This is a genomic window from Pseudomonas fluorescens Q2-87 (assembly GCF_000281895.1).
Lineage (GTDB): Bacteria > Pseudomonadota > Gammaproteobacteria > Pseudomonadales > Pseudomonadaceae > Aquipseudomonas > Aquipseudomonas fluorescens_S.
In genome coordinates, this window is the sequence record NZ_CM001558.1 from 3321014 (window position 1) to 3341667 (window position 20654).

Below are 20654 nucleotides of genomic sequence, written 5' to 3' on the forward strand. Positions count from 1 at the left end.
CGGTTTCAGGGCGCCACGCCCTCGACGATGATCACCTGCGCCCGGGCCACGCCTTCGCGGTGCTTTTTCGCCTCTTGATACTCCTGCGACTGATAGCAGGCCACCGCCTGTTCGTACGAGTCGAATTCAATCACCACGCTGCGCTGCGGCGTGACCCTGCCTTCCATCGCCTCGCTGCGCCCGCCCCGGGCCAGCATCCGACCGCCGTATAACGCGAACGCCGCCGGTGCCCGTTGGGTGTATTGGCTGTATTGATCGGGGTCGGTGATATCCACGTGAGCAATCCAGTACGCCTTCATAGTGACCTCTCGGTTTGTTTTGTATTATGGTATACCAAATAGCGTTTCCATCAAGCACCCAAACAAAGAGAGCCCGACATGGCCTTTAACAGCATTCAGGAAATCATCGAAGACTACCGCCTGGGCAAGATGGTGTTGCTGGTGGACGACGAAGACCGCGAAAACGAAGGTGACCTGCTGCTGGCCGCCGATTGTTGCAGCGCCCAGGCCATCAGCTTCATGGCCCGGGAAGCCCGCGGCCTGATCTGCCTGACCTTGACCGACGAACATTGCCAGCGCCTGGGCCTTGAACAGATGGTGCCGAGCAACGGCAGCGTGTTCAGCACGGCGTTCACGGTGTCCATCGAGGCCGCAATCGGCGTGACCACCGGCATATCCGCCGCCGACCGGGCCCGCACCGTGGCGGCGGCGGTAGCCCCTGATGCAGGGCCGGTCGATATCGTACAACCGGGGCATATCTTCCCATTGCGCGCCAAGGAAGGCGGCGTACTGACCCGCGCCGGGCACACCGAAGCCGGTTGCGACCTGGCGCGGCTGGCGGGCTTTACCCCGGCGTCGGTGATCGTCGAAGTGATGAACGACGACGGCACCATGGCACGTCGCCCGGACCTGGAGATTTTCGCTCGCAAGCATGGGATCAAGATCGGCACCATCGCCGACCTGATCCACTACCGCCTGAGCACCGAGCACACCGTGGTGCGCATCGGTGAACGGGAACTGCCAACGGTGCATGGCACCTTTCGTCTGTTCACGTTCGAGGATCGCATCGAAGGCGGTGTGCACATGGCAATGGTCATGGGCGACATTCGCCGCGAGGAGCCAACCCTGGTGCGAGTCCACGTGATCGACCCGCTGCGCGATCTCGTCGGTGCCGAATACAACGGCCCGTCCAACTGGACGCTCTGGGCCGCCCTGCAACGCGTCGCCGAGGAAGGCTGCGGCGTGGTGGTCGTGCTGGCCAACCACGAGTCGTCCCAGGCGCTGCTCGAACGCGTGCCGCAACTCACCCAGCCACCACGGCAATTCAGCCGTTCGCAATCGCGCATCTATTCTGAAGTGGGCACCGGCGCGCAGATTCTCCAGGACCTGGGTGTCGGCAAGCTCCGTCACCTCGGCCCGCCGCTCAAGTACGCGGGGTTGACGGGGTATGACCTGGAGGTGGTGGAGAGTATCGCGTTTAGCGGGTGAGACCGAGCAACCCAAAACCTGTGGGAGCGGGCTTGCTCGCGAAAGCGGTGGATCAGCTTGCAACAATGTTGAATCTACCGCCGTCTTCGCGAGCAAGCCCGCTTCCACAGAGATGCACCAAACTCGCCCAGACAGATAACCGGTACGGCAAAATGCTTGCAGAAAGTTTGGAATACCATAATATGATATTCCATCGACCGGACGATCCTGAACGGCGTTTGCAAGACCGATGGACCCAAAGCTCCCGATAAGCGGGTAAACCAAGCCCGCTCTATAAACACAACAATGAGGGCGTGAAAATGGTGTTGAAGAAAAGTGCAGCCGCGATCCTGTTTGCGGGCCTGTTGAGTATCACCAGCCAGGCGTCGATGGCCGCTGAAAGCGTCAACTTCGTCAGTTGGGGCGGCAGCACCCAGGACGCGCAGAAGCAGGCCTGGGCCGATCCGTTCAGCAAGGCCAGCGGCATCACCGTGGTCCAGGATGGCCCGACCGACTACGGCAAGCTCAAGGCCATGGTCGAAAGCGGCAACGTGCAGTGGGACGTCGTCGACGTCGAGGCGGACTTCGCCTTGCGCGCCGCCGCCGAAGGCCTGTTGGAGCCCCTGGATTTCTCGGTGGTACAGCGCGACAAGATCGATCCACGCTTCGTGTCCGATCACGGCGTCGGCTCGTTCTACTTCTCGTTCGTCCTCGGCTACAACGAAGGCAAGCTCGGTTCCGGCAAGCCGACAGACTGGTCCGCGCTGTTCGACACCAAGACCTACCCCGGCAAACGCGCCTTGTACAAATGGCCGAGCCCGGGCGTGCTTGAGCTGGCCCTGCTGGCAGACGGCGTCACAGCCGACAAGCTCTACCCGCTGGACCTGGACCGCGCCTTCAAGAAACTCGACACCATCAAGAAAGACATCGTCTGGTGGGGCGGCGGTGCGCAGTCGCAACAATTGCTCGCCTCCGGTGAAGCCAGCATCGGCCAGTTCTGGAACGGTCGCATCTACGCCCTGCAACAGGACGGCGCGCCAGTGGGCGTAAGCTGGAAGCAGAACCTGGTCATGGCCGACATCCTGGTGATTCCAAAGGGTTCGAAAAACAAGGCAGCGGCCATGAAGTTCCTGGCCAACGCCAGCAGCGCCAAGGGCCAGGCCGATTTCTCCAACCTGACCGCGTATGCACCGGTCAACGTCGACAGCATCGCTCGCCTGGATTCGGTGCTTGCCCCCAACCTGCCGACCGCCTACGCCAAGGATCAGATCACGCTTGATTTCGCGTACTGGGCCAAGAACGGTCAGGACATCGCGACACGGTGGAACGAATGGCTGGTCAAATGAAAATGTCCGCAACGGCAACCCAGCACACCGGGGGCGCCCCTGGCGCTGCCGGTGTGGCAACCGTCAAGCCTGTTGCCGCGCCAACCCCGTCCTTGCTGCAACGCTGGCGCGGGGCCGGCAATCTGCTCCCGGCCCTGCTGTTCCTCGGTCTGTTCTTCCTGGCGCCGCTGATCGGCCTGCTGCTGCGCGGCGTTCTGGAGCCGGTGCCCGGGCTGGGCAACTACGAACAATTGTTCGCCAACTCGGCCTACGCCCGGGTGTTGTTCAACACCTTTTCGGTGGCCGGGCTGGTGACGTTGTTCAGCTTGCTATTGGGCTTCCCGCTGGCCTGGGCCATTACCCTGGTGCCCCGTGGCTGGGGCCGCTGGATGCTGAATATCGTGCTGCTGTCGATGTGGACCAGCCTGCTCGCCCGCACCTATTCCTGGCTGGTGCTGTTGCAAGCCTCCGGCGTGGTGAACAAGGCGTTGATGGCCCTGGGCATCATCGACCAGCCGCTGGAGATGGTGCACAACCTCACCGGCGTGGTGATCGGCATGAGCTACATCATGATCCCGTTCATCGTCTTGCCATTGCAGGCGACCATGCAGGCCATCGACCCGATGATCCTGCAGGCCGGTTCTATCTGCGGTGCCAGTCCCTGGACCAACTTCTTCCGGGTGTTCCTGCCGCTGTGCCGGCCGGGGCTGTTTTCCGGCGGCTTGATGGTGTTCGTGATGTCCCTCGGTTACTACGTGACCCCGGCGCTGCTGGGCGGTGCGCAGAACATGATGCTGCCTGAATTCATCATCCAGCAGGTGCAGTCATTCCTCAATTGGGGCCTGGCGAGCGCCGGCGCCGCGTTGTTGGTGGCGATCACGCTGGTGCTGTTCTACTTCTACCTGAAGCTCCAACCGGAATCCCCGGTGGGCGCCAGCAACGCGAGGTAAGCCGTCATGCTCCTGACCCCCAATGCCATGAGCCGGCGCATGCGGTTCGGCCTGTATTTCACCACGGGCCTGATCGCGCTGTTCCTGCTGCTGCCCATCGTCTTCATCGTGCTGTTGTCGTTCGGCTCATCCCAATGGCTGGTGTTCCCGCCGCCGGGCTGGACGTTCAAATGGTACGGCCAGTTCTTTTCCAATCCCGACTGGATGAGCGCGGCGCTGACCAGCCTCAAGGTCGCTGTGCTGACCACCGTCTGCGCCGTGGCGCTGGGGTTGCCGACGGCATTTGCCCTGGTACGCGGGCGCTTCCCGGGCCGGGAAATGCTCTACGGTCTGTTCACCCTGCCGATGATCGTGCCGCTGGTGATCATCGCCGTGGCGGTGTACGCGCTGTTTCTCAAGCTCGGCTACACCGGGACGATGTTCGCGTTCGTGGTCAGCCACGTCATCGTCGCGCTGCCGTTCACCATCATTTCGATCATCAACTCGCTCAAGCTGTTCGATCAGTCCATCGAGGATGCGGCGGTGATCTGCGGTGCCTCGCGCCTGCAGGCGGTGTTCAAGGTGACCTTCCCGGCGATTCGCCCGGGCATGGTCGCCGGCGCCCTGTTCGCGTTCCTGGTGTCGTGGGATGAAGTGGTGCTGAGCGTGATGATGGCCAGCCCGACCCTGCAAACCTTGCCGGTAAAAATGTGGACCACCCTGCGCCAGGACCTGACGCCTGTGATCGCCGTCGCCTCGACGCTGCTGATCGGCCTCTCGGTGTTGGTGATGGTGATTGCCGCCGCTCTGCGCCGGCGCAACGAAATCAGCGCCTGAGCGCCTAGGAGAACACGATGAGTGCCGTCAAAGACCCTGCACAACAGAACAACAAGACCCTGGTCAGTCTGCGCAACCTGAACAAGCACTACGGCGACTTTGCCGCCGTGGACGATATTTCCCTGGAGATCCAGGACGGTGAATTCCTGACCTTCCTCGGCTCCAGCGGCTCGGGCAAGAGCACCACGCTGTCAATGCTGGCAGGGTTCGAAACCCCCAGCAGCGGCGAAATCCTGGTGGAAGGCAAATCCCTGGTCAACGTACCGCCGCACAAGCGCGACATTGGCATGGTGTTCCAGCGTTACTCGCTGTTCCCGCACCTGTCGGTGCGCGACAACATCGCCTTCCCGTTGGCGATCCGCAAACTGGCGACCGCTGAACGTGAGCGCCGGGTCGATGCCATGCTCAAGCTGGTGCAGTTGGGCGAGTTCGCCCATCGCCGCCCTTCGCAACTGTCCGGCGGTCAGCAGCAGCGCGTGGCGATTGCTCGGGCGCTGGTCTACGAGCCGCGCATCCTGCTGATGGACGAACCCCTCGGCGCCCTGGACAAGAAACTCCGTGAGGACTTGCAGGACGAACTGCGCCAATTGCACCGGCGCCTGGGCATCACCATTGTCTACGTGACCCACGACCAGGAAGAAGCCATGCGCCTGTCCCAGCGCATCGCGATTTTCAGCCACGGCAAGATCGTCGGGCTGGGCAGCGGCTACGACCTCTACCAGAACCCGCCGAATGCCTTCGTCGCATCGTTCCTGGGCAATTCAAATTTCTTCAAGCTCAAGGCCCAGGGCAACGCGGCAGCGTCGTTCGAAGGGCAGTCGCTGTCGATCCGACTGACCGCCGGGCTGCAAACCGACCAGGACGTGTTGCTCATGGTACGTCCGGAAAAAGCCTTGGCCCTGAGCGTGGAACAAGCGGCACAGGAACCCTTGCCGGCCGGCTGGAATGAAGTCGCCGCCAAGGTCGTGGAAGTGCTGTTTCTCGGTGAGAGCCAGACCTGCAGCGTCGTCACGCCTGGCGGCACTTCCTTGACCGTCAAGGCACTTTCCGCCGCCGGCATGCCGCTCAAGGCCGGCGATCCGGTGCGCGTGCGCTGGGCCACGGCCGATGCCTGCGTCTACACACAATGGGCTGAGAGTGACCTGAACAAGGCCGCCGGCGCTCACTGATGAATACTGCGTCATAACCGCTTGAGTGCGAGGACTGCGAAATGATCGATGCCAACGTTTACAAACAAGTCATGGGCTCGTTCCCGTCCGGCGTGACGGTGATTACCACCCTGGACGATGACGGGCAAATCGTCGGCCTCACCGCCAGCGCTTTCAGTTCATTGTCGATGGACCCGGCCCTGGTGCTGTTCTGCCCCAACTACAGCTCAGATTCCTATCCGGTGTTGATCAAGAACAAACGCTTCGCCATCCACCTGCTCTCCGGCGGGCAACAGAGCGAAGCCTACGCCTTCGCCCGCAAAGGCAAGGACAAGGCCCAAGGCATCGAGTGGACCCTGAGCGAGCTGGGCAACCCGTTGCTGAGCAACGCCACCGCCATCATCGAATGCGAACTGTGGCGTGAATACGAAGGCGGCGACCACGCCATCATGGTCGGCGCCGTGAAGAACCTGATCGTGCCACAGCACACACCGGGGCCGCTGGTTTATTGCCACGGCAAGATGGGCGCCCTGCCCGTCCTCGCCTGAACCGATCGTCAACAACAAGAGATAGCGCCATGAAATTTTCCCTGTTCGTACACATGGAGCGCTGGGACGAAAGCGTCAGCCATCGCCAGTTGTTCGAGGACCTGAGCGAGCTGACCTTGTTGGCCGAGGCCGGCGGTTTCAGCACCGTGTGGATCGGCGAACACCACGCCATGGAATACACCATTTCGCCAAGCCCGATGCCGTTGCTGGCGTACCTGGCCGGCAAGACCACCACCATCCACCTGGGCGCCGGCACCATCATCGCGCCGTTCTGGCACCCGTTGCGGGTAGCCGGTGAATGCGCGCTGCTGGACGTAATCAGCAACGGGCGCATGGAAGTCGGCCTGGCCCGTGGCGCCTATCAAGTGGAATTCGACCGCATGGCCGGTGGCATGCCGGCCTCCTCCGGTGGCCAGGCCCTGCGGGAAATGGTCCCGGTAGTGCGTGCCCTGTGGCAAGGCGACTACGCCCATGATGGCGATATCTGGAAATTCCCCACGTCCACCTGCGTGCCCAAGCCGATCCGCAAGCCGCACCCACCGATGTGGATCGCCGCCCGCGACCCGGACTCCCACAACTTCGCCGTCGCCAATGGCTGCAACGTGATGGTTACGCCGTTGATGAAAGGCGATGAAGAAGTCCTGGACCTGAAGAACAAGTTCCAGGCGGCCCTGGACAACAACCCTGACGTGCCACGTCCCCAGCTGATGGTGCTGCGCCACACCCACGTGCACGCCACCGATGATCCCGATGGCTGGAAAGTCGGCGCCAAGGCCATTTCGAAGTTCTATCGCACCTTCGACGCCTGGTTCGGCAACAAACAAGTGCCGGTCAATGGCTTCCTCGCGCCAAGCCCGGAAGAAAAGTTCGCCGAGCGCCCCGAGTTTCAACTGGAGAATATCCGCAAGAACACCATGATCGGCACACCGCAGGAAATCATCGCCCGGATCAAGTATTACCAGGAGCTCGGTGTGGATGAGTTCAGCTTCTGGTGCGATAACAGCTTGCCCCATGCAGAGAAGAAAAAATCCCTGGAGCTGTTTATCCAGCAGGTGGTGCCGGCGTTTCGGTGATCCCCTGGCCTTTGGGTAGGCCGTTGAAGTGCCATCGCGAGCAAGCTCGCTCCCACCGTGGATTTGTGGCGTATGCAACAGCTGTTTACGCCACCGTCCGTATTCGCGATGGCGGCCTGAAGCTGAAATAAAAAATGCCCGGCATTCTATAGCCGGGCATTTTTATTTATCCGCTGATCAGAACGTCACGCTGGCGCTCAGCTTGGCGGTACGCGGCTCACCGACATTGACTTGCAATTGGCTACCGGTGGAGGACGGGTAGTATTGCTTGTCGAACAGGTTGTCGACGTTCAGTTGCAGCGAGGTCTTGTGCCCCAGCACCGGCGATTCCCAACGCAGGAAGGCGTCGGCGACGGTGTAGCTGCTGAGCCAGAAATCGTTGGCGTTGTTGGCGGCGCGCTCGCCGACATAACGCGCGCCGGCGCCGGCATGCCAGGCGCCGAATTCGGCAGGCACGTTCAGGTGGTGGCTCAGGTACAGGCTGGCGGTGTGCTTGGGGGCATCGGCCAGGCGATGGCCTTCATTTTTTGGATCATCCAAAATCTCGGTATGGGTATAGGCGTAGGTGCCGATCAAGTCCCAACGTTCGGCCAGGCGTCCGGTGATGTCGAGTTCCAGGCCTTGGGAGCCGACTTTGCCGGCGGCTTCTGCCAGGGTCACGCCATTGACGGTGGAAGACGTCACGACATTTTTCTTCTCGATGTCGAAAAGCGCGACGTTGATATTCAAGCCCGGCAACGGGTCGTACTTGGCACCGAGTTCGTAGCTGCGTCCCTCTTCCGGCTTGAAGGTGCTGAGGTTGTCATCGACAGTATCGTTGGGCTTGAACGAACGGCTGTAGTTGCCATACAACGACAGCTCCTCGGTGGTCTTGTAGACCATGCCCAGGAATGGGACAAAGGCATCGCTATTGTCGTCGCGAACCGGCACCCTCTGGACTGACCCTTGCTGGCTGAATTGATCGTAGTGCTGATAGCGACCGCCAAAGACCAGGATCCAGCGATCGTCCAGATGCCAGTTGTCCTTCATGTATACCGAGCTGGAAGTCAGCTGGTTGCTCAGGTTGCTTTGGGTTGGGCTGATGACGCTGGGTTCCCCCAGACCGCCATAGACCGGTTCAGTGATGTCGAAGCCACCCCGTGCTACGCCACGGTAGGTCTTGCCACGGTATTGGTCCGACACCTGATTATCGACACCGATCAACAGGTCATGGCGCTGGCCGAACAGCTCCTGCTTACCCATGAAATCCCAACTCGCATATCGGGTTTCATCATCGTAATGAGCACCGTTAGCCGCCCGGCGCAGTGTGTTACCCGTCAATGAGTTGGGCTGCGCAATCGAAAGACTGTACCGGTCATTGTTCCAGCCATAAGTCACCCGGGTTTTCCACGCATCGCTCAGCTCATACTCGAACCGCGCGGTAGCCGTCTCGCGAATCCCTGTGCTCTTGGCCCACGGTTCATCGAGGCGCTTGTCATAGTCGATGTCCGCCGGATGACCGTTCTGGAACACCGTGCCACGGTCAAACGGGTTGGAATATTCGTTGTATTCATAGCTCAGGTTCAACGAAGCGCGCTCGCCAGTCCAGGCCAGGGACGGCGCCACGAGCGTGCTCTCGTTGACCCCGTAGTTGCGCCAGTAGTCTTCATGGCCGCGCTCGGCTATCAGGCGATAAGCCAGGCCGGTATCGCCCAGCGGCCCGGTGGTATCCAGGGCCATGGTGCCGCCGCCTTCGCTGTAGGCCGAGCCGCTCAGCGTGGTGCTCTGGGTGTATTCGGGCTTCTTGCTGATAACGTTGATCAGGCCACCGGGTTCCAGCGCGCCATACAGCATGGAGGCCGGGCCCTTGAGCACTTCGACCCGCTCGGTGGTGGCGCTGAAGTTGTGTCCCAGGTTCGAGCGCACGCCATCGCGCAGGATCGAGCCGTCGTCGTTGGTGCCGAAACCGCGCTTGATCAGCGAGTCCCGCGAGCCGCCCAAGGTGTTGCCCTGGCTGACGCCGCTGACGAACTTCATCGCGTCGCCCAGCGAGCGCACCTGATAATCGGCCAAGGTCTGCTGGGTCACCACATTGATCGATTGCGCTTCTTCCTTGATCGGAACATCGCTTTTGCTCGCCGTACTGGCTTGCGATGCGGTGTAGCCCTCGTCCTGAGTGATACGACTGCCCTGGATGTCCGTGGCCGGCAGCTCGAGCGTGCCCTGCGCCCACACTGGGCTTGTGATGAAACAGCAGGACAAGGTTGGCAGCACACACTTGATGAAAAGGTTGCGATTAGCGAGGGGGTGGAACGATTCAAGACGCTGCACTCATGAAAGGGACGTTAATGAGAGCGAATATACTTTGAGAATAATTCCCAGTAAATATTTTGTATCATTTACATAGCGCCACCAACCCTGTGGGAGCGGGCTTGCTCGCGAAGGCGTCAGGTCAGTAAATACAGATTGGGATGACACACCGCTTTCGCGAGCAAGCCCGCTACCCCAAAAGCCCAGCAAGAAAAATGATATCAAATAGCCCACATTTCTAAAGCTTTCGCCTCCGCGGTCGAATGTATGCCATTGAGTCAATTTTTCGCAGGAGCAGCGGCATGCAAACGTTAAAGGCCTTGTACGAGTCTATCGAGATGCAATTTTTCGATACACTCACTAAAAAGCTATCGAGCCTTTTCCTGTTGGTGCTGGTCAGCGGGTTGCTGTATTGGGTAGCCCTCAGTGCCCGCGCCGAGATCGTTTTGCAGTTGCATAACGCCCAGTTGGACAGCGCCTTGCTGGGCCAGATCGAAGGCCGGCTCGACAGCCTTACCCATGCCCTGCTGTTCGGCACATTGCTGACAATGGGCATGATCAGCTTCATGGTCTGGTACTTCCGCCACCTTATCGTGCGGCCTGTCACGGCGATGACCAAGGCCCTGGAGGAGATCGCGAACGGTGAAGGCGACCTGTCCAAGGACCTGCCACTGGTGACTCACGACGAAATCCGCGTCCTGGCCGGCACCTGCAACCGGTTCCTGGCCAAGCAGCGGGAGATCATCAGTAACGTCCAGGCGTTGACCGTGCACATCGCCGTCGAATCGGCACGTTCGCTGAAAAACATCAGCGACTCCAGCGACAGCGCCACCCACCAGGCGCGTTTCGCCAAGGAAGTGATGGACCAGAGCAACACCGCCGTGGGCCGCATCGAAGAAGTCTCGCGCCAGACCCAGGGCATTTCCAGCACCACCGCCCAGAACCTGAGCATCGCCCGCGACTCCTACGCCGAGCTGCTGGAAGTGACCGGCAACATCAGCGAAATATCCAACAGCCTCGGTGAGTTCGCCACGCTGGTGGACGCCTTGAACCAGCGCTCGTCCAGCATCAAGTCGATTGTCGGGTTGATCCAGCAGATCTCTGCCCAGACCAACCTGCTGGCCCTCAATGCGGCCATCGAAGCCGCCCGGGCCGGCGAAAGTGGCCGTGGTTTTGCCGTGGTGGCCGACGAGGTACGCACGCTGGCGCAAAACGTCAGCCGGGCCACCGACGATATCTCCCGCAACATCGACGCCATGCTCCAGGAAGTCAGCTCCACCCACGAGCAAACCACGCAGATCAGCCACAGCGCCCGGGAAACCCAGAAAGTAGTGGAGCGCGCGTCGGGGCATTTCGAAAGCATGATCGTCGACTTCGAGTCCACCAACGGCAAGCTCGCCGACATCGCCGACCATATCCAGCAGTTTGCCGATACCAACACCGGGATCAACGAACGGGTCACGCAGATCCACGCCGACAGCCAGTCGATTGACCAGCGTATGCAGCATTCGGCGACGGCCACCCGTGATCTGTCCGGCGTGGCTGAGAAGGTCCAGACGCTACTGGGTCGCTTCGTGCTCGGCCACGGCAAGCTGGACGCCGCGATCACCCGGGCCAGCGAGTGCCGCAACACGTTGCAGGTACGCCTGGAAGAACTGCAAGGCGAAGGCCTCAATCTGTTCGATCAGAGTTACAAACTGATTCCCGGTACCGACCCCAAGCAGTACATGACCAGCTATACCGAACGCTTCGCCCAGGTCTGCCAGGAAGAATGCGACAAGCTCACCCGCAGCACACCGGGCGGCAAGGTTTCGTTCATCGTCGACACCAAGGGCTATTGCCCGGTGAACAACAGCTGGGTTTCGAAGCCGCCGACCGGGGACCGGGCCGTAGACCTGCCGGTATGCCGCAACAAGCGGATTTTCAACGACCCGATCGGCCTGCGCGCGGCGGGCAACGTCCAGCGCTTCCTGCTCCAGACCTACCTGCGCGACACCGGCGAAATCATGACCGAGATCGACGTACCGTTCTTCTTCGGCGGCCGTCACTGGGGGAACTTGCGAGTCGGGTTCGATGCGGCGGTGTTGTTGGCGGATTGACTGACCAAAAACCCTCGGTACACCCCAGATCTCAAGGCCACCCAAAACAACTGTGGGAGCGAGCTTGCTCGCGATGGCGGTGGGTCAGTCAACATCGAGGCGACTGATCTGACGCATTCGCGAGCAAGCCCGCTCCCACAAGGGTTCTGCGGTGTACGCCAATTTTGAGGCGCCCCAAAAAACCACTGTGGGAGCGGGCTTTCCCGCGAAGGCGGTCGGTCAGCCACATCAACGGCGACTGACCCGACGCCTTCGCGAGCAAGCCCGCTCCCACAGGAGGGGCTACATCAATTCAACAGCACTTGGGCCCGCCCTTGCCGCCATAACGGGCTTCCTGGCGTTCGCGGAAGAACGCCTCGTAGTCCATCATTGGCTTGTCCGGGTGCTTGGTTTGCATGTGCTCGACGTAGTTGTCGTAGTCGGGCATGCCGACCATCAGGCGGGCGGCCTGACCGAGGTATTTACCGAGGCGACTCAAGTCATTGAACATCGTTGCAATCCTCTATCAAGCGTCCGGCAGGGCCTGGAATGGGGCTTCTTTGTCCGTGCGCTCTTTCGTGCCCCAGGCGGCGATGCCGACCTTGAGCGCGTAGAACAGGACGCTGAACACCACGAACAGGAACAACACCGTCAGCGTTGCGTTGGTGTAGGCGTTGAACACCACGTGCTGCATCTGTTCGACGCTCTTGGCCGGGGCCAGGATCTGCCCGGCAGCCAGGGCGTCGTTGTATTTGCGCGCCAGGGCCAGGAAGCCGATCGCTGGGTTGGCGTCAAACAGCTTGATCAGGCCTGCGGTGGTGGTGCAGATCAGCAGCCAGGCCGCCGGCAGCAACGTGACCCAGACGTAGCGTTGGCGCTTCATCTTGATCAGCACCACGGTGGCGAGCATCAGGGCGATACCGGCCAGCATCTGGTTGGAGATGCCGAACAGCGGCCACAAGGTGTTGATGCCGCCCAGCGGATCGATCACGCCCTGGTACAGCAAATAGCCCCACAGCGCCACGCAACCGGCGGTGGCAATGAGGTTGGCCGGCCAGGATTCGGTGCGCTTGAGCGAAGGCACGAACGAGCCGAGCAGATCCTGGAGCATGAACCGCCCGGCACGGGTGCCGGCGTCCACGGCCGTGAGGATGAACAGCGCTTCGAACAGGATCGCGAAGTGGTACCAGAACGCCATGGTGTTCTCACCCGGCAACACCGAGTGCAGGATCTGCGCGATACCGACCGCCAGGGTCGGCGCACCGCCGGCACGGGCCAGGACGGTGGTTTCGCCGATGTCCTTGGCCACCGCTTGCAGCGCTTCAGGGGTGATTGCAAAACCCCAGCTGCTGACAGTCTGCGCCACAGCCACCACGTCACCGCCGACGATCGCCGCCGGGCTGTTCATGGCGAAGTACACGCCCGGCTCGATCACCGATGCAGCGACCATGGCCATGATCGCCACGAAGGACTCCATCAGCATGCCGCCGTAACCGATATAGCGGGCGTTGGTTTCGTTATCCAGCAACTTGGGTGTGGTGCCCGAGGAGATCAGCGCATGGAAGCCCGAGACCGCGCCGCAGGCAATGGTGATGAACAGGAACGGGAACAGACCGCCCTTCCACACCGGGCCGGTGCCGTCGGTGAACTGGGTCAGCGCCGGCATTTTCAGCTCGGGCATGGTGACCAGGATGCCGATCGCCAGGGCGACGATGGTGCCGATCTTGAGGAACGTCGACAGGTAGTCCCGCGGCGCCAGGATCAGCCACACCGGCAACACCGCTGCGACAAAACCGTAGCCGATCAGCATCCAGGTGATCTGGATCCCGGTGAACGAGAACGCCTTGGCCCAGACCGGATCGGCGGCAATCTGCCCGCCCAGCCAGATCGAGCCCAGCAGCAACAGCACGCCGATCAGCGAGATCTCACCGATGCGGCCCGGGCGGATGTAGCGCATGTAGACGCCCATGAACATCGCGATCGGGATGGTCGCCATCACCGTGAAGATGCCCCACGGACTCTCGGCCAGGGCCTTGACCACGATCAGCGCCAACACCGCAAGGATGATGATCATGATCAGGAAGCAGCCGAACAGCGCGATGGTGCCGGGGATGCGGCCCATTTCCTCGCGCACCATGTCGCCCAGGGAGCGACCGTTGCGGCGGGTGGACAGGAACAGGACCATGAAGTCCTGCACCGCACCGGCCAGCACCACGCCGGCGATCAGCCAGAGCGTGCCGGGCAGGTAGCCCATCTGCGCCGCCAGCACCGGCCCGACCAGCGGCCCCGCGCCAGCGATGGCCGCGAAGTGGTGGCCGAAAAGGATGTGTTTGTTGGTCGGGACGTAGTCCAGGCCATCGTTGTTGAGCACGGCAGGCGTGGCCCGGCGCGCATCGAGTTGCATCACGTTGTTGGCGATGAAGAGGCTGTAGTAGCGGTAGGCGACCAGGTAGATGGCCACGGCTGCGACGACGATCCAGAGGGCGTTGATGGGTTCGCCGCGGCGCAAGGCCACGACACTCAACGCACAGGCTCCAAGAACAGCCACGGCAAACCAGGCGAGGTGTTTAACCAGACGGGTTGTCATTGCGTGTCTCCTGCCGATATCCAGTGGATTGCGGCGATTGTTTTTATAGTGTGCCCCGGCTATTCGGAGCGCAGCCAATATCGCCGCATGCCGTCAATAAATAAATCCGCAGTACTACGTATGGGTTACCTACGTAGTTCTACGTAGAAGCCAATATGTCTGTGGGAGCGGGCTTGTTCGCGAATACGGTGTGCCAGTCAACCAGGAAGCGACTGGAATATCGCATTCGCGAGCAAGCCCGCTCCCACAGGTTTGAAGCCTAATATCCGGTAGGGTTATTGAGCGTTGGAAGGTTTGGCATATGATGCGTCCCATCCACCTCCCACCGCCGGGCCCGGACAGGAGTACCGATGCTGCTCAAACACAAAATCGTCGCCCTCGGGATCTTGCCCCTGGTCCTGGCTATCGCAGTGATCTGCGCCCTGGTGATTTCGCTCAATCGCCAGTTGGGCGACCAGCAGGCGCAACTGATCGAAGACAGCATCCTGGCCAGCAAGCGCGCCGAACTGAAAAACTACGTTGAAATGGCCCAAAGCCTGATCGCCCCGCTGTACAACAACGGCCAGGGCGACGAGCGCGCGCAGCAGCAGGTATTGGAGGAGTTGCGCAAGCTCAGCTTCGGCATCAACGGCTATTTTTTCGTCTATGACCGCCAGGGTCGCAGCCTGATGCACGCACGCCAGTCGGAACTGGTGGGCCAATACCTCTGGGACATGAAGGATCCCCACGGACTGCCGGTGATCCAGGCGCTGCTCAAGAGTGCCGAGTCCGGCGAAGGGTTCCAGCGGTATGCCTGGAACAAACCCTCCTCCGGCCAGGTGACCGACAAGCTGGCCTACGTGGTCATGCTGGATCGATGGGGCTGGATGCTGGGCACCGGCATCTACCTGGAAGATGTCGAGCGCGCCACCCAGCAAGCCCGGGATGAAGTGGCCCAGGGCATCCACACCACCATGCAGGCCATCGCCGCCATCGCGCTGGTGGCGGTCCTGCTGGTATTCGCCGGCGGCATGACCCTCAACGTCAGCGAACATCGCCTGGCCGACAAAAAACTGCAACGCCTGAACCAGCGCATCGTCAGCTTGCAGGAAGAAGAACGTTCCAGGGTGTCTCGCGAGCTTCACGACGGCATCAGCCAACTGCTGGTATCGATAAAGTTCCAGTTCGAACTGGCCAGCCATGTCATCGAGAATGGCCAGGAAAACGGCTTGGGCATCCTGAAAAACGCCACCGATCGCCTTGGCGAAGCCATCGGCGAGATCCGCACCATTTCCCACGACTTGCGCTCATCCCTGCTCGATACCTTGGGACTGCCCGCAGCCATCGGCCAACTCGCCGCCGAATTCCAGCAACGCAGCGGACTCGAGGTGAGCTACAGAAGCAACGAATTCGATTGCCGCCTGGAGAATGGCGCGCCCGTCTCGCTGTTTCGTATTGCCCAGGAAGCCCTGACCAATATCGAACGTCACGCCGGGGCGAAAAGCGTCGGCATTACGCTCTTTGGCTCCGGCCAGTCCCTGCGACTGACAGTGGTGGATGATGGGATGGGGTTCAACGTGCCGCAGGTCGAACGCGGCCACGCGGGTATTGGCCTGCGCAATATCCGCGAACGGGTCGAGCATTTCGGCGGACGGCTTGAATTGACCTCGGCACCGGGACGCAGCGAACTGGACATCCTGTTACCCATGACAATGACGGCCAGTGAAAGCTGATGCGCCCCCACTCCAACAAGAGCCCCTACCGATGAACCTGCCTGCAGCGATCCGCGTCGCACTGGTCGACGATCATTCCCTGGTGCGCGATGGCATCAGGGCCCTTCTGTCTGTGATGCCCCGGCTGGAAGTGGTGGGCGAAGCCGAGAACGGCACCGAGGCGATCGAGATGGTCGGACGCTGCCAGCCCGATCTCCTGCTCATGGACATCAGTCTCAAGGACATGAACGGCCTCGAACTGACCCGGCTGCTGGGCAAGCAATACCCCAGCCTCAAGATCCTCATCCTGAGCATGTACGACAATTATGAATACGTGAGCGAGTCGGTGCGTTCCGGCGCCAGCGGCTACGTGCTCAAGAACGCCCCCTCGCGGGAAATCATCGCGGCCATCGAAGCGATCATCAGCGGCGGCACCTTCTACAGCGCCGAGATCGCCCAACGGCTCGCCACCGACCAGAACACGGACAACGAACTGACGCCACGCGAGAGCCAGGTCCTGTACAAAATGGTCCAGGGGCTGAACAACAAGGAAATGGCTCGTGAGCTGGACATCAGCGTACGCACCGTCGAAACCCACCGGCTGAGCATCCGCCGCAAGCTGAACATCGACAAGCCCGCCGCCTTGGTGAAATACGCAATCGATCACGGGATCATTTCGCGCTAATCCCGGCCAGTGTCAGCAAAATTGCGACCGCTTTGCAGCCAAGCGGGAGCAAGCTCCCTCGCCACAGGTTTATGCAAACTTCATCCAGCGTAGTAGCCAGGCAGCTCAAGATCGGCCAACAGACTCGGGCCGCTTGGCGTCCAGCCAAGCAAGGCACGGGTGTACTCGCTGGACACCGCCATGTTCGCCCCCGCCATGTGGGCAAACCAACCGAAATGCTCGCGCTCCCGGGATTCGACCGGTAATCCCAGGCCACGACCGATTGCCTGGGCAATGTTTTTGAACGGCACGGCCTCGTCGGCGACGGCGTGGTAGACCGACTGTGTCACGCCTTGCTCCAGCGCAAGCCGATAGACCCGAGCGGCATCCAACCGGTGCACGCCCGACCAGCAGTGGCCGCCATCTCCGAGATAGGCCGAGACGCCTGTCTCCCGGGCCAGGCGAATCAGGAGAGGAACGAACCCGTAGTCGCCGAGGCCATGGACCGAGGGCGCCAGCCGCACCGTCGCCACACGCACCCCACGCTCGGCCAGGTCCCGGGCGGCGGCTTCGGACTTACGGGGCGAGGCCGGGCTCACCACTTCCAGTTCACTCGCGCCCCGCGTCAACCCAAACAGGCCCGACGTCACCAGCAACGGCCGGTCGGAGCCTCGCAACGCATCGCCCAACGTTTCGATGGCGCGGCGATCTTGCTGGGCATTTTCGGTAAATCGGGAGAAGTCATGATTGAACGCCGTGTGAATCACCGCGTCCGCCGCCGAGGCTGCGTTGTGCAAAATATCGAGATCATCCAAAGTGCCTGGAATCACCTTCGCGCCTGTCGCAGCCAGTGGGGCGCCTTTTGCTTCGCATCGGGCCAGGCCGGTGACCCGATGCCCGGCGGCGATCAGATCCTGCGCCACGGACGCCCCAACCCAGCCCGTGGCACCGGTAACGAATACGTGCATATGCAACGCTCCTGTTGTGAAAATCGAGACTGAAATTTTCTATAACTCATCGAAGACTCAGGATTTGTATGGAACTTGTGCTTCCCGTCCTCTCAGCAGCATCAGGGCCACCCCGAAGGACAGCCCAACGGCAATGGCGCCGCCCAGATAAACCGCACCGATACCCCAGCCACTCGCCACCAAACCGGCCAACGGACTGGTGATGCCCAGGGAAATATCAAGAAACGCGACGTAGGCCCCCATGGCGAGACCGCGTGCCTGCGGTGGCGCACGCCGTACCGCTTCCACGCCGAAGCCGGGAAACGCCAGGGAATAACCGAAGCCGGTGAAAGCTGCGCCCAAATAAGCCATGGTCGCGGTGTCGGCGCTCCAGATCAGCAGCAACCCGACGGTTTCAATCAATACGCAGACCAGCGCGACGCGGGCGCCGCCAATCTTGTCTGGAAGGTGCCCGAAAAGCAGGCGCGCAGCGATGAAAGCCACACCGAACGCCGTAAACGCCAAGGAAGCGTTGCCCCAATCCCTGGCCGCGAACAATAAGGCAATGAACGCCATGAGGACGCCGAAGCCGACGCTGCAAAACGCCAAGCCCATGCCGGGAACCCATACAGCACCGAGCATCGTATAGAACGGTGTACGCCGGGTTGCCGTGGGGGCGACAGCGCGCACGCCCGCGACAATCGCCAAGGCCAGCAGCGGAACGAACATCGAGGCCATGGCGATGCCGGTGAACCCCCAAGCGCCGTTGAGCGCCACGCCGAGCGGAGCACCCAACGCGAAGGCTCCGTACATGGCGATGCCGTTCCAGGCCATGACCTTGCCGGCATGCTGCGCACCCACCAGGCCGATGCCCCACCCCAGCGCACCGGTGACAATGAGGCTTTCGCCAATTGCCAGCAGCACTCGACCGCCCGACAAGAGCCAGACCGACGTGACCGGCGCGGCAACGAACGCCAGGGAAAGCAGATAGACCAGCCCTGAAACCGCGGCTGTCACCAGCCCGCTCATGACCGCACGTTTACCACCGCGCATGTCGGAAAAATTGCCGGCCCAGGCCCGTGACAACAACGCTGCGGCAAACTGCGCACCGACCACCAGGCCGATGACCAGCGTGCCCATACCCAGCGCGTCATGCAGATGGAGGGGCAAGACAGGCAGCTGCATGCCGATCGTGAGGAAACCGATGAACACCGTCAGTGTGAGCGGCAACAGCTTGAGCGCCGGATTGGCCTCGCCGGCTGCCTGAGGCGCCGAAGAAGCGCCGAGATGAATATTGTCTTGTGTCATAACCCTACCCACGAAAAGGGACGCGAAGTGAAGTTGAATACTGTTTGTGGCGACGACTAGAATGCGATCAATTCGTCGCATTCAAGATACGAATAATCCGTCGCATTTCCTATTCGCATTCCCTACCGAGGTTCACGCCTGCATGTCCGAACGCTCAAGCCCGCAGATTTCCTCGCGCAAACAGCCGAAACAGGCACGCTCCACCGAGCTCGTCGCCGCCGTTCTGCAAGCAGCTGTTCAGGTTCTGGCGATCCAAGGGGCGACACGTTTCACGGTGGCCCGTGTTGCTGAACGGGCAGGCGTCAGCGTCGGCTCGGTGTATCAATACTTTCCGAACAAAGCCGCGATCCTGTTCCGCCTGCAAAGTGATGAATGGCGGCAAACCAGCGACATGCTGCGCGAGATTCTTGAAGACAACCTCAAGCCGCCCTTCGAGCGGCTGCGCGCCCTCGTGCGGGCGTTCATCCAGTCCGAATGTGACGAAGCCCAGATACGCGTCGCCCTCAACGACGCCGCCCCGCTCTACCGCGACGCCCCCGAACACCAGGCCGCGCGGATGTCGGTGCAACAGTCGGTGGACGCTTTCATGCTGCAAGCGTTGCCTGACGCCTCGGCACAGGCCCGGGCCCTGGCAGGTGACTTGGTCATCACCACCCTCAGTGCAGTGGGCAAGCGCTTTTCATCAGCGCCCCGCTCTCCAGTGGACATTGCCATCTACAGCGACGCCATGGCCGATATGTTCTGCGCCTACCTTGAAAGCCTGCAATGACGCCCCGTTGAGACGCTGTCTGCTGACCGTTCGTCAGCCATGCTCCAGTGACAGCCTGCCAACACTTTTACTACACTCCCTGCTCTTGTTTCCCTCCGCTACGAGACGTCCCATCACGATGAAAACCATAACAAGCTCGATGACGTTCTGTGGCCTGTTGGCGCTCTCTTGCGGCGCCTTGGCCGAGCCGACACCTTCGCGGCTGGACCAGGTCCTGCAACGCGGCGAACTGCAGGTCTGTACCACCGGCGACTACAAGCCCTACACCTACAAGGCCGAAACGGGCGAATACGAAGGCATCGACATCGACATGGCCCGCTCGCTGGCTGCCAGCCTGGGCGTCAAGGTGCAATGGGTGCAGACCACCTGGAAAACCCTGATGCCGGACTTGCTGGCGGGCAAGTGCGACATTGGCATGGGTGGGATTTCCGTGACGCTGGAGCGCCAGAAGAAAGCATTTTTCAGCAATACGCTGGATGTGGATGGCAAGATTCCGCTGGTACGTTGCGAAGACCAGCCGCGCTACCAGACCATCGAGCAGATCAACCAGCCTTCGGTGCGTCTGGTGGAACCGGCCGGTGGGACCAACGAGGCCTTTGTCCGGGCGTTCCTGCCCAAGGGTCAGCTCAATTTCCATGACAACGTGACCATCTTCCAAGAGCTGCTGGACAAGAAGGCCGACGTGATGATCACCGATGCGTCGGAAGCGCTCTACCAGCAAAAACTCAAGCCCGGCCTGTGCGCCGTCAACCCGACCCATTACCTGCAATATGGCGAGAAGGCCTACCTGCTGCCGCGGGACGACACCACCTGGAAGATGTACGTCGACCAATGGCTGCACCTGAGCAAGGCGAATGGCAGCTACCAGAAAGTCATTGGGCAGTGGCTGGCGGTGCCGGGCGCTCAGTGACTGCTACTGGCAGTCCCTGTGGGAGCGGGCTTGCTCGCGAATGCATCGGCACATTCAGCACTACTGCAAGCTGATCCGGCGCTTT

Annotated in this window: 18 protein-coding genes; 12 read left to right on the forward strand and 6 right to left on the reverse strand. The window is 61.3% G+C overall.

All coding sequences use genetic code 11. The features are described 5' to 3' along the window. Positions 1-5: 5 nt before the first annotated feature. Entirely contained in the window at positions 6-299 is a 294-nt protein-coding gene (locus PFLQ2_RS13050; RefSeq protein ID WP_003182123.1) for a DUF1330 domain-containing protein, read from the reverse strand. A gap of 78 nt (positions 300-377) precedes the next feature. On the opposite strand from PFLQ2_RS13050, the gene ribBA reads away from it, so the two are divergent. From ribBA to PFLQ2_RS13015, 7 genes are all read left to right on the forward strand, one after another. Beyond that, positions 378-1487: a bifunctional 3,4-dihydroxy-2-butanone-4-phosphate synthase/GTP cyclohydrolase II gene (gene ribBA / locus PFLQ2_RS13045; protein ID WP_003182125.1), complete on the forward strand. Its 1110-nt coding sequence runs from the start codon at positions 378-380 to the stop codon at positions 1485-1487. Positions 1488-1786: 299 nt separating this feature from the next. Continuing rightward, a complete protein-coding gene (locus PFLQ2_RS13040; protein WP_003182127.1) occupies positions 1787-2812 on the forward strand; it encodes an ABC transporter substrate-binding protein in 1026 nt (341 codons plus the stop codon). Beyond that, positions 2809-3741 carry an ABC transporter permease gene (locus PFLQ2_RS13035; RefSeq protein ID WP_033046046.1) on the forward strand — a complete coding sequence of 311 codons (933 nt, stop codon included), beginning with the start codon at positions 2809-2811 and terminating at the stop codon, positions 3739-3741. The genes PFLQ2_RS13040 and PFLQ2_RS13035 overlap by 4 nt, the downstream gene beginning before the upstream one ends. Before the next feature lie 6 nt (positions 3742-3747). Further along, positions 3748-4557, forward strand: coding sequence for an ABC transporter permease (locus tag PFLQ2_RS13030; RefSeq protein WP_003182131.1), 810 nt, complete (start codon positions 3748-3750; stop codon positions 4555-4557). A gap of 17 nt (positions 4558-4574) precedes the next feature. Continuing rightward, on the forward strand, positions 4575-5726 hold the full coding sequence (locus tag PFLQ2_RS13025; RefSeq protein ID WP_003182133.1) for an ABC transporter ATP-binding protein: 1152 nt from the start codon (positions 4575-4577) through the stop codon (positions 5724-5726). 41 nt (positions 5727-5767) lie between these two features. Further along, on the forward strand, positions 5768-6253 hold the full coding sequence (locus PFLQ2_RS13020; RefSeq protein ID WP_003182135.1) for a flavin reductase family protein: 486 nt from the start codon (positions 5768-5770) through the stop codon (positions 6251-6253). A gap of 29 nt (positions 6254-6282) precedes the next feature. Continuing rightward, positions 6283-7326, forward strand: a complete 1044-nt coding sequence (locus PFLQ2_RS13015; protein ID WP_003182137.1) for an LLM class flavin-dependent oxidoreductase — start codon at positions 6283-6285, stop codon at positions 7324-7326. A 177-nt stretch (positions 7327-7503) separates the two neighbouring features. Here the strand turns inward: PFLQ2_RS13015 and PFLQ2_RS13010 are convergent, their stop codons facing one another. Further along, a complete protein-coding gene (locus PFLQ2_RS13010; protein ID WP_430452973.1) occupies positions 7504-9579 on the reverse strand; it encodes a TonB-dependent siderophore receptor in 2076 nt (691 codons plus the stop codon). Positions 9580-9917: 338 nt separating this feature from the next. Between PFLQ2_RS13010 and PFLQ2_RS13005 the strand changes: the two genes are divergently transcribed. Next, complete coding sequence (locus PFLQ2_RS13005; protein ID WP_003182141.1) at positions 9918-11714, forward strand: methyl-accepting chemotaxis protein; 1797 nt, start codon at positions 9918-9920, stop codon at positions 11712-11714. Between the two features lie 292 nt (positions 11715-12006). On the opposite strand, the gene PFLQ2_RS13000 is transcribed toward PFLQ2_RS13005, so the two are convergent. After that, entirely contained in the window at positions 12007-12204 is a 198-nt protein-coding gene (locus PFLQ2_RS13000) for a YbdD/YjiX family protein (protein ID WP_003182142.1), read from the reverse strand. Between the two features lie 15 nt (positions 12205-12219). Further along, on the reverse strand, positions 12220-14280 hold the full coding sequence (locus PFLQ2_RS12995) for a carbon starvation CstA family protein (protein ID WP_003182146.1): 2061 nt from the start codon (positions 14278-14280) through the stop codon (positions 12220-12222). Positions 14281-14630: 350 nt separating this feature from the next. On the opposite strand from PFLQ2_RS12995, the gene PFLQ2_RS12990 reads away from it, so the two are divergent. Beyond that, positions 14631-15992, forward strand: a complete 1362-nt coding sequence (locus PFLQ2_RS12990) for a cache domain-containing protein (protein WP_003182147.1) — start codon at positions 14631-14633, stop codon at positions 15990-15992. Positions 15993-16023: 31 nt separating this feature from the next. After that, a complete protein-coding gene (locus PFLQ2_RS12985; RefSeq protein WP_003182149.1) occupies positions 16024-16656 on the forward strand; it encodes a response regulator in 633 nt (210 codons plus the stop codon). Positions 16657-16736: 80 nt separating this feature from the next. Here the strand turns inward: PFLQ2_RS12985 and PFLQ2_RS12980 are convergent, their stop codons facing one another. Further along, a complete protein-coding gene (locus PFLQ2_RS12980; protein ID WP_003182151.1) occupies positions 16737-17603 on the reverse strand; it encodes an SDR family oxidoreductase in 867 nt (288 codons plus the stop codon). 57 nt (positions 17604-17660) lie between these two features. Beyond that, a complete protein-coding gene (locus PFLQ2_RS12975) occupies positions 17661-18890 on the reverse strand; it encodes an arabinose transporter (protein ID WP_003182153.1) in 1230 nt (409 codons plus the stop codon). 142 nt (positions 18891-19032) lie between these two features. Here PFLQ2_RS12975 and PFLQ2_RS12970 point away from each other — a divergent pair, with 142 nt between their 5' ends. Continuing rightward, entirely contained in the window at positions 19033-19659 is a 627-nt protein-coding gene (locus PFLQ2_RS12970) for a TetR family transcriptional regulator (protein ID WP_003182155.1), read from the forward strand. Between the two features lie 118 nt (positions 19660-19777). Further along, on the forward strand, positions 19778-20569 hold the full coding sequence (locus PFLQ2_RS12965) for a transporter substrate-binding domain-containing protein (protein ID WP_003182157.1): 792 nt from the start codon (positions 19778-19780) through the stop codon (positions 20567-20569). Positions 20570-20654: the final 85 nt, after the last annotated feature.